The organism is Neisseria sp. HMSC03D10 (assembly GCF_001807625.1).
GTDB lineage: Bacteria > Pseudomonadota > Gammaproteobacteria > Burkholderiales > Neisseriaceae > Neisseria > Neisseria mucosa.
Genome location: NZ_KV789612.1, coordinates 1 through 14,014 on the forward strand (window position 1 = coordinate 1; position 14,014 = coordinate 14,014).

Below are 14,014 nucleotides of genomic sequence, written 5' to 3' on the forward strand. Positions count from 1 at the left end.
GCACTTGAAATCCGAATCCAAGGACCCTTAAATATACAGTAGTGGTCAATATTTCAGTACGGATCCAACCGGTTTGTTAGCCTCATGCCTGTACGTTGGATATAAATGCCTAGTTGGGTCGGAGAAAGTATTTTCAGACGACATAGAAGGTCGTCTGAAAAGCTTTGGTTTGAAAAAGTAGGTATCGGCATTCTATAAAACTGCACAGTTCCGGAAATGCAGCAGTTATTCGTACACAATTCCTGCAATTATCTCATGTTCGTTCAACCCGCCGTATTGTTGTTCCCAATCGTGTGATGCTTCGAGTGTATCGCATTCTTGGGCGACGGATAATTGGATACCGTCCATTTTGTCGGAGGCCATTCCGCTAAGGCGGTCGCACATCTCGGCAGAGAGATGTTGTTCGGAAGATTGATGGGCTTCTGAATAACTGAAAGGAAATGCCAAAAATCCTAAAACGAAGGCAGCAACGGCGAGCCATGCATTTTTACGGTAACGGGTCATTATATCCTCCAATCAAATAAAACTAAGATTTTTCTTACTTGCTTGTGTCAAACAGCCTTTGCTTCATGAAAATCTGATTACAATCATCGTAATATATGCCATGTTTTTACCTAATTATGGCTGAGGAAGGCCTGGTTTGTTTGAAGCGTTAGAAGAATCATACTAAGCAAAAACAAAAAATGCAATACTTTTTCTTAATTCAACTAATATTTTTCTTACATTTTTAATAAAACTAAGGTAAAATAAACCCACAAGTGCTTCATTGTAGGAGGCGCATTTCAGCCTGAGGATCGATATGGATACATTTAAAGACAGATTGGTGTTTTTGTGGAAAGACGAAGCGCGCCAAGCCAAAATTGCCGCAGACATTGATATGACCATTGCGGGATTTAGTAGGATTTGGAACGAAGGCGGTTTGCCGAAATCGGAAACTCTAAAAAAAATCAAACAACTGAAAGGTTGCAGTATTGACTGGCTGTTGACTGGGGAGGGGAGTCCGTTCCCTAATGTGCAAGTTCCGTCTTCTACTGCAGTTGCTTATGATACATTGGGTAATCCGGTTGATATCGACGAGTTTGTCTTTGTTCCGCGTTATGATATTCAGGCTGCCGCCGGACATGGGCGGTTAGTAGGTGATGAAAAACCTGTTTTTACCATGGCATTCCGTCGGTATTGGGTAGAAAATTATGTTACCCGTGATACTAAAAACCTTTCCGTTATTTCGGTCAAGGGGGATTCTATGGAAGGGGTTTTGAATGATGGGGATACTATTTTAATCAATCATGCTGAGACTGCGCCGAAGGATGGGCTGTACGTTTTGAGGCTTAATGAGAATTTGTTGGTAAAACGATTACAGCTGATGCCAGGCGGGGTGGTGAATGTGATTTCCGCCAATGAGGCTTATCCGACTTTTGAAATTGATTTGAATAATTTGACTGACGATGTTGCCATTATCGGGCGTGTCGAGTGGTTCGGGCGAAATATTTGAATGGTGTAGTCCTTGTATTTTCAGACGACTTGTTAAGTAGTGGTTTATGGTTTTTATCTCTATTGATAAATATAGAGGCGGACTCCATCTTGCATGGAGAAGTCCGTGAAGCTGCAACTCTTGATGCCGTTCAATCTGAGGGCAGACTTGCTTTAGGTTAAGGTTTGCAGGACAATATCGAAAATATTCATATAAAAGGAAACACATCATGTCAGACGAAAGTCCAATTATTTTCACTGATAGCTGCTGTACCAAGGTTGCCGATTTGATTGCAGAAGAAAACAATCCCGATTTGAAATTACGCGTGTTTGTTAATGGCGGAGGTTGTTCGGGATTCCAGTATGGTTTTACTTTTGATGAAATCAAAAATGATGACGATTTTGAAATTCAGAAAAACGGCCTGACTTTCTTGGTGGACCCGATGAGCTACCAATATTTGGTTGGTGCGGAAATTGATTACACTGAAAGTTTGCAAGGATCGCAATTTGTTATTCGTAATCCGAATGCAGAAACGACTTGCGGTTGCGGGTCATCCTTCTCAGTTTGAGCCATATGTAGATAAAAAAGGCCGTTTGTTTATACAAACGGCCTTTCGTTTGTAATTGCTTTCCAATAAAAATCATCTGTCTTATAATCTATAATTCCCTTTGGGAATATTTACTCATGTACTATCTGTTATTTGATTTACATTCGGCTTGGTGCCGATAGGTTGCATACCCAAAGCTAATTATCAGATAGTTGGGTAGTTTAGGAAGTTTCGGGAGTAGTGTCTAAGTCAGATGATAGGTTGACGGATCGCTGCCGTGTATCATGGTATAAGCAAAATCAAGCCGGTTTCCGTGAATGGGATTAAAAGTTCGGTTTGTTCTAGGATAACAATGAAAAACTCTGACAAACTTTACGATGTTTATGTTTCTTATCCGCCAGATGTCGATCATGAGCGTATCAATGCATGCCTATATGATAACTTGCCGGAAAAAGAAGCAGAAGATTTGGTTCAGGCACTTTCTGAACGTCCGCAAGCGATTATTGCCGAGAATTGTACGCAGGATGAGCGCGAGAATGCGCAGCAGTATTTCAACTACTTGGGGCTTGATGTTATTGTGCGTCAGTCCATGGAGTTGCAGGTAAGTGAGGACGAAGGTGAAAACGAGGAAGCGTCTTTAAAGCAATGTCCCGTTTGTATGACGATTACGGAGGATGTGGCAGCAGAGGAATGTGCCGTCTGCCATTTCCATTTTGCCAGTGCAACCGAGCAAATCATCCAGCGTAAACGTATTGAGTGGCAGGAAAAGGTGGCGTTTGAGCATAAAAAACAAGCTGAAATCGCTCATAAATTGCAACTTGAAAAAGAGCGGGAAGAGAAGTTGATGCGGAAAGAAATCCGTGCCGAACTTGAAAGCAAATTGCGGCAGGAGTTGGGGCAGGATCCTAGACTGGAAGCCCTTACTTCCAAACGCAATATGATTGTTCTGGTTTCTGTTTTGGGTGTGTTGGCTATGTTCGGCTTGGTGGCGGCAGGATATTTGGCAGCCAAATACTTTTGATGAATGCTTTTAAATTTGAATATATCGTAGACCGGATTTCATTTTGAAATCCGGTTTTTATTATTGTGATGTCCTGCTATGAAGAGTTGTATTGATTTTGTGGGGATACTGTATCGTGTCTATTGAAACGGATTGTCCAATGTACCATAATCCGACTGTTCTATTCCTATTAAAACAATAAAGGTCAAAATTATGTGCCAACTGCTCGGCATGAACTGTAATACCCCAACGGACATTATGTTTTCCTTCGAGGGTTTCCGCCGCCGCGGCGGCATTACCGACCATCACGCCGATGGATTCGGTATCGGTTTCTTTGAAGGGAAAGGTGTACGATTGTTTCACGATGATAAGCCCAGCGCAAATTCCCCGGTTGCCGACTTGGTTCGCGCCTATCAAATTAAATCTGAAAACGTCATCGCCCACATCCGTAAAGCCTCGCAAGGGCAGACTTCTTTGGCCAATACCCATCCTTTTATGCGCGAAATGTGGGGCGAATATTGGCTCTTTGCGCATAACGGGCATTTGATTGATTTTTATCCGGAACAAGGCGAGTATTACCATGCTGTCGGTACGACCGACTCCGAACGTGCATTTTGTTATATCCTCAACCGGCTTCGCAGCCGTTTTGCTGAGAAACCTGATTCCGATACTTTGTTTGATGCCGTTGCTGCGCTAACTCACGAAATTCGCCGCTTTGGATTGTTCAATTTTGTGATGTCCAACGGCGACTGCCTGTTTGCACATGCCAGCACGCTGCTGCACTATATCGTGCGCAAAGCTCCTTTCGGCAAGGCACGGCTTTTGGATGATGACGTGATGGTCGATTTTTCCGCAGTTACCACCCCGAATGACAAAGTCTCCGTTATTGCCACACTGCCCTTGACCCGAGACGAAACTTGGTCGCAATTAGCTGTTGATGAATTAGTCATGTTCCGAGACGGCGATATTGTCCGCAGCGACCGCCCTGAAAGCCCTGTTTACATGAGCGCGGAAGAGGGGTTGGCAATTGCCCGCGCAGTCGGCGTGTCCGTATAAATATGAAAGGTCGTCTGAAAAATGTTCAGACGACCTTTTTCATGCTGGTCGTATCAATAATTGGTCGAGCAGAACTGCTCACGCTTGTCCGCATCGGTGGCATAACACGTCAAGCCCATGCCTGCCGCGTTGCTGTTGTTCGCCTTCGCTCCCGGTTTTTTGTTCACCAAAACTTTGCCGTTTTTCCCGATTTCCACGGTTACGCCTTTACCGTTTTTCAGCTTCCACTTCAACACCTGCGCATCGGCATTCTGACACTTGTTGACCGAACAGCCGCCTTCAGTCGCCACATTGCCGTTTTTATAAATCACACACTGCTGCTGGCTGTCGGCGCAAGCCGCATAGGCAGCAACGGAAAAACAGGAAATCAGTGCGGCAAACAAAACAGGTTTCATAGTTTGGACTCCTTGGGTGGTGATGATGGGTTTGCAATATCTCAAACTATACGCCTGTTTGTATGTGCCTACTACAAAATGTGTTTGCGCCATTTGAATGGTGGTAGGTAATGCCGTGCTTCACGTCGGACGGAAGTGCGGAAATCCTGTAAGTTTAATTCTATTTACTATCGGGAATTAAGTTTCAGACGACCTTTTTATTGAAACGGCAACCTTGTTTTCTGTTCTGTTAGAAAGAGAAGGAACCATTTTCTAAATGTCGGATATTTTTGTTTTGGTGATTTCAGTGGTAAAAAAGGTCGTCTGAAAATCCTTTTTTCAGACGACCTTTAATTGAGTCTCAAAAAGCCAACCTTACCTTTTCAACTTCGCCAACGCATCCGCCATCGCCGAATTGGTCGGGGCACGGTCGTTGCGTTGGGGTTTACGGTCGCGGCGTTCGGAATGTTTGCTTTCAGACGACCTGTTGCCTTTGGTTGCGCCGGCTTCGTCATCCAGCCGCATGGTCAGCGCGATGCGTTTTCTGGCGGCATCGACTTCCAGCACTTTCACTTTCACCACGTCGCCGGCTTTTACCACTTCGCGCGGGTCTTGGACGAATTTATTGGACAGGGCGGAGATGTGTACCAAGCCGTCCTGATGGACGCCGATGTCCACGAACGCGCCGAAGTTGGCGACGTTGGAAACCACGCCTTCTAGTATCATGCCGACTTGCAAGTCGCTGATTTCGTGGATGCCTTCGGCGAAGGAGGCAGTCTGAAACTCGCCGCGCGGGTCGCGGCCGGGTTTTTCCAGCTCGGACAGGATGTCCAGAATGGTCGGCAGGCCGAAGCGTTCGTCGGTGAAGTCGGACGCTTTGATTTGCTTCACACGCTCGCGGTTGCCGATGAGTTCGGCGGCGGTAATGCCTTGTTGCGCCAGCATTTTAGCGACGACGGGATAGGCTTCGGGGTGGACGGCGCTCGCGTCCAGCGGCTCTTTGCCGCCGTTAATCCGCAAAAAGCCTGCCGCCTGCTCGAAGGTTTTTTCGCCCAAACGCGGTACTTTCAGCAATTTTTTGCGGCTGTCGAACGCGCCGTTTTCATCGCGGTAGGCGACGATGTTTTGGGCAAGGGTTTGATTTAAACCGGAAATCCGCGCCAAGAGTGGGGCGGAGGCGGTGTTCACGTCCACGCCGACGGCGTTCACGCAGTCTTCGACCACCGCGTCCAGCGATTTGGCGAGCTGGCTTTGGTTCACGTCGTGCTGATACTGGCCCACGCCGATGGATTTCGGGTCGATTTTGACCAGTTCGGCGAGCGGGTCTTGCAGCCTGCGGGCGATGGACACCGCGCCGCGCAGGGAAACGTCCAAGTCTGGGAACTCGCGTGCCGCCAGTTCGGACGCGGAATAAATCGACGCGCCGGCTTCGGACACGACGATTTTGTGCAGCCCCATTTCCGGCATTCCGCGCACCAGTTCGCCCGCGATTTTGTCGGTTTCGCGGCTGGCGGTGCCGTTGCCGATGGCGATGAGCTTCACGCCGTGCTGTTTAATCAGGCGCGACAGTGTTGCCAACATATTGTTTTCTTGATGCAAATAGACGATGACCGTATCCAGCAGCTTGCCTGTGTCGTCCACCACGGCGCATTTCACGCCGTTGCGGTAGCCGGGGTCGAGACCCAAAGTGGTCAGCCGTCCGGCAGGCGCAGCGAGCAGCAAGTCTTTGAGATTGCGGGCGAACACGGTAATCGCGTCGGTGTCGGCGGCTTCTTTCAGACGACCTAAGGCTTCGAGTTCCAGCGACAAAAAGATTTTCGCGCGCCAAGTCAGGCGCACGGTGTCGCGCAGCCATTTGTGGCCGTCTGAAACCTTGAAGCGGCGGGCGATGATTTGCTCGTATTCGCTTTGCTGCGTAATCGGCGTGTCGTCGGGCTGGTATTTGAGCGCGATGTTCAACACGCCTTCGTTGCGGCCGCGCAAAACCGCCAGCGCGCGGTGGCTGGGCATGGCGCGGACGGGTTCGCGGTGGTCGAAATAATCGCTGAATTTTTCGCCTTCGGTTTCTTTGCCTTCAACGACTTGCGCGTGAATTTCGGCTTCGTTCCACAGCTTGTCGCGCAGCGTGCCGATGAGTTCCGCATCTTCGGCAAACTGCTCCATCAGAATCGCGCGCGCGCCGTCCAGCGCGGCTTTGCCGTCGGGGACGTTTTCGTTCAGGTAGCCCTGTGCGGCGGCTTCCACGTCCTGCGGCTGCTCGACAAGCAACACGTCCGCCAGCGGCTGCAAACCGTGTTCGCGCGCGATTTGCGCTTTGGTGCGGCGTTTGGGCTTGTAGGGCAGATACAGGTCTTCCAGCGCGGTTTTGTTGTCGGCTGCTTCGATTTGCGCTTTGAGGTCGTCTGAAAGTTTGCCTTGTTCTTCAATGCTTTTTAAAACAACAGCTTTGCGCTCTTCCAACTCGCGCAGGTATTGCAGCCGCTCGGCAAGCTGGCGCAGTTGCGTATCGTCCAGCCCGCCCGTGGCTTCCTTACGGTAGCGGGCGATAAAGGGCACGGTCGCGCCGTCGTCTAAAAGCTCGACGGCAGCGGTGATTTGCGCGGCGGTAGCGGAGAGTTCTTGAGAGAGGATTTGGGTGATGTTCATGGGGATAGGTCGTCTGAAAAAGTAATTATTATATCAATGGAAGAGGAGGGAGGAGGCGAAGATTGTGTTTTGAATATGAAGCTTAGTCCTGAACCTTCTGAAAACAAAACATCGTCTGAAAACCCCAAATACAGTTTTCAGACGACGTTTTATTTTTACTTGCCTGACTTAAATCTCGCTACCGCCGACGGTCAGTCCGGCATCAATCCGCAAGGTCGGTTGTCCGACGCCGACAGGAACGCTTTGCCCGTCTTTGCCGCACACGCCGACACCACTATCCAGCGCGGTATCGTTGCCTATCATGGAAACATGTTTCAACACTTCAGGCCCGTTGCCGATGATGGTCGCGCCTTTGACAGGATATTGCAGTTTGCCGCCTTCGACCCACCACGCTTCGGATGCGCTGAAGACGAATTTGCCGCTGGTGATGTCCACCTGTCCGCCGCCGAAATTGACGGCGTAAATGCCTTTGTCGATGGACGCGATGATTTCGTCGGGTTCGTAGCCGCCGTTTTCCATGAAGGTATTGGTCATGCGCGGCATAGGGGCGGAGGCGTAGCTTTCGCGGCGGCCGTTGCCGGTCGATTGCGCACCCATCAGGCGGGCGTTGGTTTCGTCCTGCATATAGCCGACCAAGATGCCGTCCTCAATCAATACGGTGCGGCGTGTTTCGTTGCCTTCGTCGTCGATATTGAGCGAGCCGCGCCTGTCCGCAATGTCGCCTTGGTCAACGACGGTAACGCCTTTGGCGGCAACGCGCTCGCCGATTCTGCCTGAAAAGACGCTGGTTTCTTTGCGGTTGAAATCGCCTTCCAAGCCGTGTCCGACGGCTTCGTGCAGCAACACGCCCGGCCAGCCATTGCCCAAGACAACGGTCATTTCGCCTGCGGGTGCAGGGCGGGATTCGAGATTAATCAGAGCTTGTTTGACGGCGGAATCGACAAACTGCCGCACCAAAGTTTCATCAAAATAAGCCAAGTCGTAGCGACCGCCGCCGCCCGCGCTGCCCTGTTCACGTCTGTCGCCCTGTTTGGCGATGACGGTAACGTTCAGGCGCACCATCGGACGGATGTCGGCGGCGTGCCTGCCGTCGAGGCGGGCGATGTAAATCATGTCGTATTCGCAAGTCAGCCCCGCCATCACTTGCACAATGCGCGGATCGGCGGCTTTGGCAAGCGTTTCCACTTTGTTCAATAAGGCAACTTTGGCAGCGGAATCGAGACCGATAATAGGATTCAGCACCGCATGGACGGATTTGCCGTATGCGGCGGACGGCACTTTGACAGAAGCGTCGCCGCCTGCCGCGCCGATGACGCGGACGGCTTGGGCGGAACGGTTGATCGAATCGATACACAAACTGTCCGCATAGGCAAAAGCGGTTTTTTCGCCCGAAACAGCGCGCACGCCCACCCCCTGATCGATTTGGAAACTGCCCGATTTGACGATGCCCTCTTCCAAATGCCAGCTTTCAAAAGCAGTGCGCTGGCAGTAGATGTCGGCGTAATCGACGTGATGCGCGCCGATGATGCTCAGGCTTTTGGCGAGCAGCTCAGGAGAAAGGTGATTGGCTTCTAGCAAATCGCGCTGTACGGTAGCGTAAGTTGAGTGCATGGTTTTCAGACGACCTTCAGGGCTGGGTAAACTTGGGGCTTGATTATACGGCATTTGTTATGGCTTTGGATATGTCGATTGTTTGTATTTATAAGGGGTTAGGGTCGTCTGAAAACAAGGGGCGGATAGGGATGATTTCTCAGATGGATCGGTATTTACATAATTAAACTGTTTTGAACATTGCATCTTGTCATTTCATGTTGTACATTTGTATTCAAATGAATACAAACCAAATCAAACGAATATGAATGCGACAAACCGTATCCCCGTCAGCGTGCGAATCACTCAGGAAGACGCTGATTTTATTGCTGAATTAAAAATCGAAGGCGCGAATACGCCGTCTGAAAAAATCCGCGAGCTGCTCAAGCAGGCGCGTTTGGCGCATACGCAGACGCGCGATTACGGTTCCGCGCTGACGGCGCAGGAGCAGTTTTTCCAAGCGGCGAAACATGACGTGCTGCACGCGGAAAAGCAGGCGGGGGTGCATTCGCATATCGTGGCGCGTTTGTTTGAGCAGTTGCCCGACTTAGGCGCGACACTCGCCGCCGACCTGCCCGAAGAAGCCGACCTCGAAAGTTTGAAAAAATACGAACGCGAACTGATGTGGCGTATCGTCCGCCTCACCGACAGCATCTTGCAGCTCGCCGTAACTGGCAAAGGCGCGGCATACGACGATACCGTGCTGCAACAGCTTGAAAATACTTTGAAACTGGCGAAGATTGTGCAGCAGGCGGGCGAGGTTTGAGGTCGTCTGAAAAAATGGGGCGCATGAAATAGAAGTATTTGTTTGCCGCTATTCCCGTACAGGCTGCCATGCCCGAATATCCCGAAAACGCCAAGGTCTGGATTCCCGCCTGCGCGGGAATGACGGACGGTTGATTACCCCCGTGCCAACTTAAAATCAAACACATTTTATTGAAAGGAAAATCCAAATGAGCGAAACCCTATCCCGCAGAGTGGGCCGTCTGGTGAGCGGCGGTTTTCATGCCCTGATTGATGCGGCGGAGAACCTTGCACCTGAGGCGGTCATGAACGAGAGCATCCGCGAAATCGAGCGGGCAGTGGACGAGGTGCGTGCCGAGTTGGGCAAAGTGTTGGCGCAGAAACACCTTGCCGCCAAGAAAATGGCGGACGAGAGCAACCGCCACGAAGCCATCGATGCCAACCTGCAAGCTGCCGTAGCGGCGGGGCGCGACGATCTTGCCGAGGCGGGTATTGCCGAACAAATGGACATCGAAGCGCGTCTGCCTGTTTTGGAAAACACCATTGCCGACTGCGCCGCACAGGAAAAAGAACTTGAAGGCTTTATCGCCGCCTTGCAGGCGAAAAAACGCGAGATGCAGCAGCAGTTACAAGACTGGCGCGCCGCGCAGCAAAGCGCGGGCGCAGGCAAAGCGGCAGGCGGCAGCGACCTTAACCGCATCGCCCGTGATGCCGAAAAAAGCGGCAACGCTTTCGACCGCGTGATGGGACGTCAGAACGCGGTACACAGCAGTACCGATGCCGCGCAGTTGGCAAAATTGAAGGAATTGGAAGACTTGAGCCGCAACAACCGTATTGCTGAAAGATTGGCGGCGTTGAAGGCAGGGAAATAATATGTTTTTTGCTGACAGAGTTTATGAGCTTGATGAGCAGATTGCTTTCTACCATAAGATGTTGAATCACCATGCTGCATGGTTGCTGTTGTCGACTGTTGCGGTTTGGTCTCTTAGTGATAATCACCCCATCCCTGCAATAGTTGCTGCTATTTTAATCGTGGGATTCTATGTTGTTATTATTACGAATGACTTGAAGGCAAAATATGGCGACAAATTGATTGTGGATGGATGGAAAATCCATATCAAAAAAGCCATAGAAATGCTGAAAGCAGAGATTTTGGAAGGTTGTGAAGAGTCGGAGCGGCAAAAACTCTTAGATTTATTAGAGGAGAAATGCCATAGCCGGATAAAGTTTAAAAATTTCCTCAAACATCGTCCGTTTCTAATTGCGTATGTTTTTTGGGCTTGGATGTTTTATGAAAATCTGATTGCATTTCTTCGTTATATAAAATAAGCCAAGTTTTCAGACGACCTTCTTTATCAGAAAGGGTCGTCTGAAACGAAAAACGCCGCGCGGAGTTTGCCCTTGCGGCGTGTGGCGGAACGGATTAATCGGATTAATAGTCGATGCGTTCGCTGATGATGCGTAAATCCGGCCATGAGAAAACGATGTCGTATTCGCGTCCGTTTTTGAAGGCTTCGGCTTTCAATACGGGGCGGCCGCGGCGGTCATCGGCTTCGATTTCGTGAACTTGGTAGCCGCGTCGTTCGAGAATCCGCATCACTTGTGCGCGTTTTTGCTCGAAAGACGGATCGCTGTAAATTTGGTGTTCGATGTAGTCGTCATCGTAATACTTGCCGTTGCGGTAACGGTAGTCGTCATTACGGTCGTAATCGCGCTCATAGCGGTCGTCGTAACGATCATCATAGCGGTCATCGTAACGGTCATAACGCTGCTCATAGCGGTCGGTACGATAGTCGTCATCGTAATAGTCGTAAGGATAGGGGGCGGCACAAGCGGTCAGTGCGATACTGCCTAAGAGTAATACCGGTAAAAGTTTTTTCATGTCGTATCCTTTCGGGACGTGGGGTAAGTCAAATCAAGAATATTCGGAAGCGGATTATAAATCGACGCGTTCTACGAGAATGTTCAAATCGGGATAAGACATCACGATTTTGTATTCCAAGCTGCCTTTGTAGGCCTCAAATTCCAAAACGGGTCTTGCCCAATAGAGGTCGGTGTCGGAATCGTGGACTTCGTAGCCTCTGTTATGCAGGATGGACAAAGCGCGGTCGTGGTGTTGCGCGAACGCTGGGTCTGTCTCCATGCGGTATTGGGCGTAGTCTTCGTAAAGGTCGAAACCTTCTGCTGCAAGAAAAATGGCGCAAACAGCGGCGACAGGAAGCAGCAGTTTTTTCAAAAGCGGTTTGGACGGCTTTTTATATTGCGACTGAGAATGTTTCATTTCGTTCCCTTTGCGTCTGTTGTCGGTATAGACATTTAAACACGCAGGACTTAGGGAAAAGTTAGGAGCGGTTTCAGACGACCTTTCTTTACGGTACGCACAGGTCGTCTGAAAAATAGGGGAATTTCATGATTTTTGCCATTTTGATCGGCTTGCTAACCGCCGTCTTGCTTTACTTTGTGATGTTTAAGGATTGGGACGAATTTGTCGAATGCGTCGAATTCTATTGCACCCCCGACATTATCAGCGCGCTGCGGGGGCGGTATTGGGATGATGTATGGGCGGAAACCAAAATCCTGCTGTGGCTGGGCATCAGTTTGGCGGCGGGCGCATCGGCTTATGCCTGGCTCAACTAGAGTCGGCGTTTCAAGGCGGATACCGTCTTTATTGCCGCGAACAGTAAATAATTGAAAGGAATGTCAAAATGAGCAAAAAACACACCTACCGCACCGCGACAACATGGACGGGCAATCTCGGCGAAGGCACTTCGTCCTACACCGCTTATTTGCGCAACTTTACCGTTTCCGCCGAGGGCAAGCCCGACCTGCACGGTTCCGCCGACCCGGCCTTCCGCGGCGATGCGGGCCGCTGGAACCCCGAAGAAATGCTGCTGGCCGCCGTTTCTGCCTGCCACAAACTATGGTACCTGCACCTGTGTGCCGACGCGGGCATCTGCGTTACCGCCTACACCGACCACGCCGAAGCGGTGATGGACGAAGGCGAGAATGGGAGTGCGGGGCGTTTTGTCTCCGCCGTGTTGAAGCCGCGTGTTACCATCGCCGCAGGAAGCGACCGCGCCAAGGCTTTGGAACTGCATCACGAAGCGCACCGCCTGTGTTTCATCGCCAACTCGGTCAACTTTCCGATTGAATGCCGCGCCGAGATTGAGAGCGGAGAGGTCGTCTGAAAATCCAATACCTGTTTGAAATGCAAGAATAAAAAGGAACACGATAATGTGGAATTTAATCAACGCCCCCGAAACGGAAATCTTCGGCATCGCCATCGCGCTGATGGTTTTACTCGGCGTGTTGGAAGTTATCTCCATGCTGGCGGGCGGCATCAGTGACTGGCTGGACAACCTGCTGCCCGACAGCCTGACTGAAACCGCGCACGCCGAAGTCGGGCTGGACGCTGCGGACGCGGGCGTGTTCGTCAGGTTTCTGAGCTGGCTGTATGTCGGTCGCGTGCCGGTGTTGATGCTGATAGTGGTGTTCCTTGCCGTGTACGGACTGACGGGCTACCTGTTTCAGACGACCTTTGCCGCCGTGTTCGGCAGCTATCTGAACGGATGGCTGGCGGCAGTAGCCGTGTGGTTCCTTTCGCTGCCGCTGGTGCGCCTGACGGCTGGCGGACTGTACAAAATCATGCCCAAAGACGAAACCACCGCCGTTTCGCAGGAAAGTCTAATCGGACGCATCGGCACGGTGGTGCTGGGCGAAGCGCGGGCAGGCAGCGCGGCGCAGGTGCGGGTGAAGGATGTGTATGGTCAACAGCATTATGTGATGGCGGAACCGGATGCCGACGAAGTATTGAAACAGGGCGACGCGGTGTTGCTGGTGTCGCTGGAGGGAAATACGTTTAAAGCGATTTTGAATCCGAGCGGAAGCTTGGTGGATTGAGGTCGTCTGAACAGATAAACGCCGGTTTGCAATGAATCACCATTTATCAATTAATTAGAAAAACAAAACGGGGATAGATATGGATTATTTGGCGCAGTCCGAGCGCGATATGCAATCCCGAATCGAAGCGTTGAAAAACAAGCTTCCGCGAGGTGTCATCGTTGTCGGCGACGGGCTGCTGTTTCAGCATTCGTTATTCAGAGGTTTGTTGTTTCAACCCTTGGTTGCTTTCTTGTTCGGCCTCATCGGCGTAGGCGGTCTCTGGCTGAAGATAGTGAAATGGATGGATCTATCGCTTTCAAGCAACATGACTTGGCTGCTGGCTATTGTACTCACGCTATTGTGGCTGTGGCGCGTGGAACGTTGGTGGAGCGGGCTGACGACCCGGAAATCGATTTATATTGATCGCGAAAAATTGATTATTTACGGCGCATTCGGACGCATCCGTTATCAAGGCGGACATGACGGGACTTACAGGAAGTTTGACCGTATACATATGAGTGACATCGTCGGAGTCAGTTTGATTACCGAACGCAGAGGAACAACAGTAATCGGCGGACTGCTGGGCTTGGGAAGACACAATATTTGTACAACAGCTTCCCAAAACGCATTGATTGAATTAACAGGCTGGCAGTGGTATTCAAGGTATAAGCTCGGTAGCAACTGTATTTTTCACCCCGTCGGGC

The 14,014-nt window shown here is 50.5% G+C and carries 17 protein-coding genes; 11 read left to right on the top strand and 6 right to left on the bottom strand.

The window, feature by feature from the left end:
* Positions 1-225: 225 nt before the first annotated feature.
* Complete coding sequence (locus HMPREF3066_RS11390) at positions 226-504, bottom strand: hypothetical protein (RefSeq protein ID WP_060974903.1); 279 nt, start codon at positions 502-504, stop codon at positions 226-228.
* 295 nt (positions 505-799) lie between these two features.
* Between HMPREF3066_RS11390 and HMPREF3066_RS11395 the strand changes: the two genes are divergently transcribed.
* The 4 genes from HMPREF3066_RS11395 (at position 800) to HMPREF3066_RS11410 (ending at position 4,074) form a co-directional block, all read left to right on the top strand.
* Entirely contained in the window at positions 800-1,492 is a 693-nt protein-coding gene (locus HMPREF3066_RS11395; protein WP_039408255.1) for a S24 family peptidase, read from the top strand.
* Between the two features lie 208 nt (positions 1,493-1,700).
* Positions 1,701-2,039, top strand: coding sequence for an iron-sulfur cluster insertion protein ErpA (gene erpA, locus HMPREF3066_RS11400; RefSeq protein ID WP_003680162.1), 339 nt, complete (start codon positions 1,701-1,703; stop codon positions 2,037-2,039).
* Between the two features lie 331 nt (positions 2,040-2,370).
* Positions 2,371-3,039 carry a hypothetical protein gene (locus tag HMPREF3066_RS11405; protein ID WP_060974904.1) on the top strand — a complete coding sequence of 223 codons (669 nt, stop codon included), beginning with the start codon at positions 2,371-2,373 and terminating at the stop codon, positions 3,037-3,039.
* Positions 3,040-3,231: 192 nt separating this feature from the next.
* Positions 3,232-4,074: a class II glutamine amidotransferase gene (locus tag HMPREF3066_RS11410; RefSeq protein ID WP_049226585.1), complete on the top strand. Its 843-nt coding sequence runs from the start codon at positions 3,232-3,234 to the stop codon at positions 4,072-4,074.
* A 53-nt stretch (positions 4,075-4,127) separates the two neighbouring features.
* On the opposite strand, the gene HMPREF3066_RS11415 is transcribed toward HMPREF3066_RS11410, so the two are convergent.
* The 3 genes from HMPREF3066_RS11415 to tldD all read right to left on the bottom strand — a co-directional run bounded on the left by HMPREF3066_RS11415 (position 4,128) and on the right by tldD (position 8,759).
* Positions 4,128-4,469 carry a hypothetical protein gene (locus tag HMPREF3066_RS11415; protein ID WP_060974905.1) on the bottom strand — a complete coding sequence of 114 codons (342 nt, stop codon included), beginning with the start codon at positions 4,467-4,469 and terminating at the stop codon, positions 4,128-4,130.
* A 354-nt stretch (positions 4,470-4,823) separates the two neighbouring features.
* Positions 4,824-7,094 carry a Tex family protein gene (locus HMPREF3066_RS11420; protein WP_060974906.1) on the bottom strand — a complete coding sequence of 757 codons (2,271 nt, stop codon included), beginning with the start codon at positions 7,092-7,094 and terminating at the stop codon, positions 4,824-4,826.
* Between the two features lie 168 nt (positions 7,095-7,262).
* Positions 7,263-8,759: a metalloprotease TldD gene (tldD, locus tag HMPREF3066_RS11425; protein ID WP_206193503.1), complete on the bottom strand. Its 1,497-nt coding sequence runs from the start codon at positions 8,757-8,759 to the stop codon at positions 7,263-7,265.
* Positions 8,760-8,949: 190 nt separating this feature from the next.
* Here tldD and HMPREF3066_RS11430 point away from each other — a divergent pair, with 190 nt between their 5' ends.
* The 3 genes from HMPREF3066_RS11430 to HMPREF3066_RS11440 all read left to right on the top strand — a co-directional run bounded on the left by HMPREF3066_RS11430 (position 8,950) and on the right by HMPREF3066_RS11440 (position 10,757).
* The gene (locus tag HMPREF3066_RS11430; protein WP_049226578.1) at positions 8,950-9,450 is read left to right on the top strand and encodes a hypothetical protein; all 501 of its coding nucleotides are present in this window, start codon (positions 8,950-8,952) and stop codon (positions 9,448-9,450) included.
* A gap of 187 nt (positions 9,451-9,637) precedes the next feature.
* Positions 9,638-10,300 (top strand): PspA/IM30 family protein, encoded by a 663-nt coding sequence (locus tag HMPREF3066_RS11435; RefSeq protein ID WP_009312450.1) that lies wholly within the window; start codon positions 9,638-9,640, stop codon positions 10,298-10,300.
* A 1-nt stretch (position 10,301) separates the two neighbouring features.
* Complete coding sequence (locus tag HMPREF3066_RS11440; RefSeq protein WP_070321071.1) at positions 10,302-10,757, top strand: hypothetical protein; 456 nt, start codon at positions 10,302-10,304, stop codon at positions 10,755-10,757.
* 103 nt (positions 10,758-10,860) lie between these two features.
* Here HMPREF3066_RS11440 and HMPREF3066_RS11445 read toward each other — a convergent pair whose 3' ends face one another.
* On the bottom strand, positions 10,861-11,310 hold the full coding sequence (locus tag HMPREF3066_RS11445) for a PepSY domain-containing protein (protein ID WP_060975527.1): 450 nt from the start codon (positions 11,308-11,310) through the stop codon (positions 10,861-10,863).
* 54 nt (positions 11,311-11,364) lie between these two features.
* Positions 11,365-11,709, bottom strand: a complete 345-nt coding sequence (locus HMPREF3066_RS11450; protein WP_060975528.1) for a hypothetical protein — start codon at positions 11,707-11,709, stop codon at positions 11,365-11,367.
* 128 nt (positions 11,710-11,837) lie between these two features.
* Between HMPREF3066_RS11450 and HMPREF3066_RS11455 the strand changes: the two genes are divergently transcribed.
* The 4 genes from HMPREF3066_RS11455 to HMPREF3066_RS11470 form a co-directional block, all read left to right on the top strand.
* Positions 11,838-12,065, top strand: a complete 228-nt coding sequence (locus HMPREF3066_RS11455) for a hypothetical protein (protein WP_003743669.1) — start codon at positions 11,838-11,840, stop codon at positions 12,063-12,065.
* A gap of 68 nt (positions 12,066-12,133) precedes the next feature.
* Positions 12,134-12,616 (top strand): OsmC family protein, encoded by a 483-nt coding sequence (locus HMPREF3066_RS11460; protein ID WP_060975530.1) that lies wholly within the window; start codon positions 12,134-12,136, stop codon positions 12,614-12,616.
* A gap of 46 nt (positions 12,617-12,662) precedes the next feature.
* A complete protein-coding gene (locus HMPREF3066_RS11465; RefSeq protein WP_070443044.1) occupies positions 12,663-13,328 on the top strand; it encodes a YqiJ family protein in 666 nt (221 codons plus the stop codon).
* 79 nt (positions 13,329-13,407) lie between these two features.
* The coding region (locus HMPREF3066_RS11470) for a hypothetical protein (RefSeq protein WP_070443045.1) at positions 13,408-14,014 on the top strand (607 nt) is incomplete at its 3' end.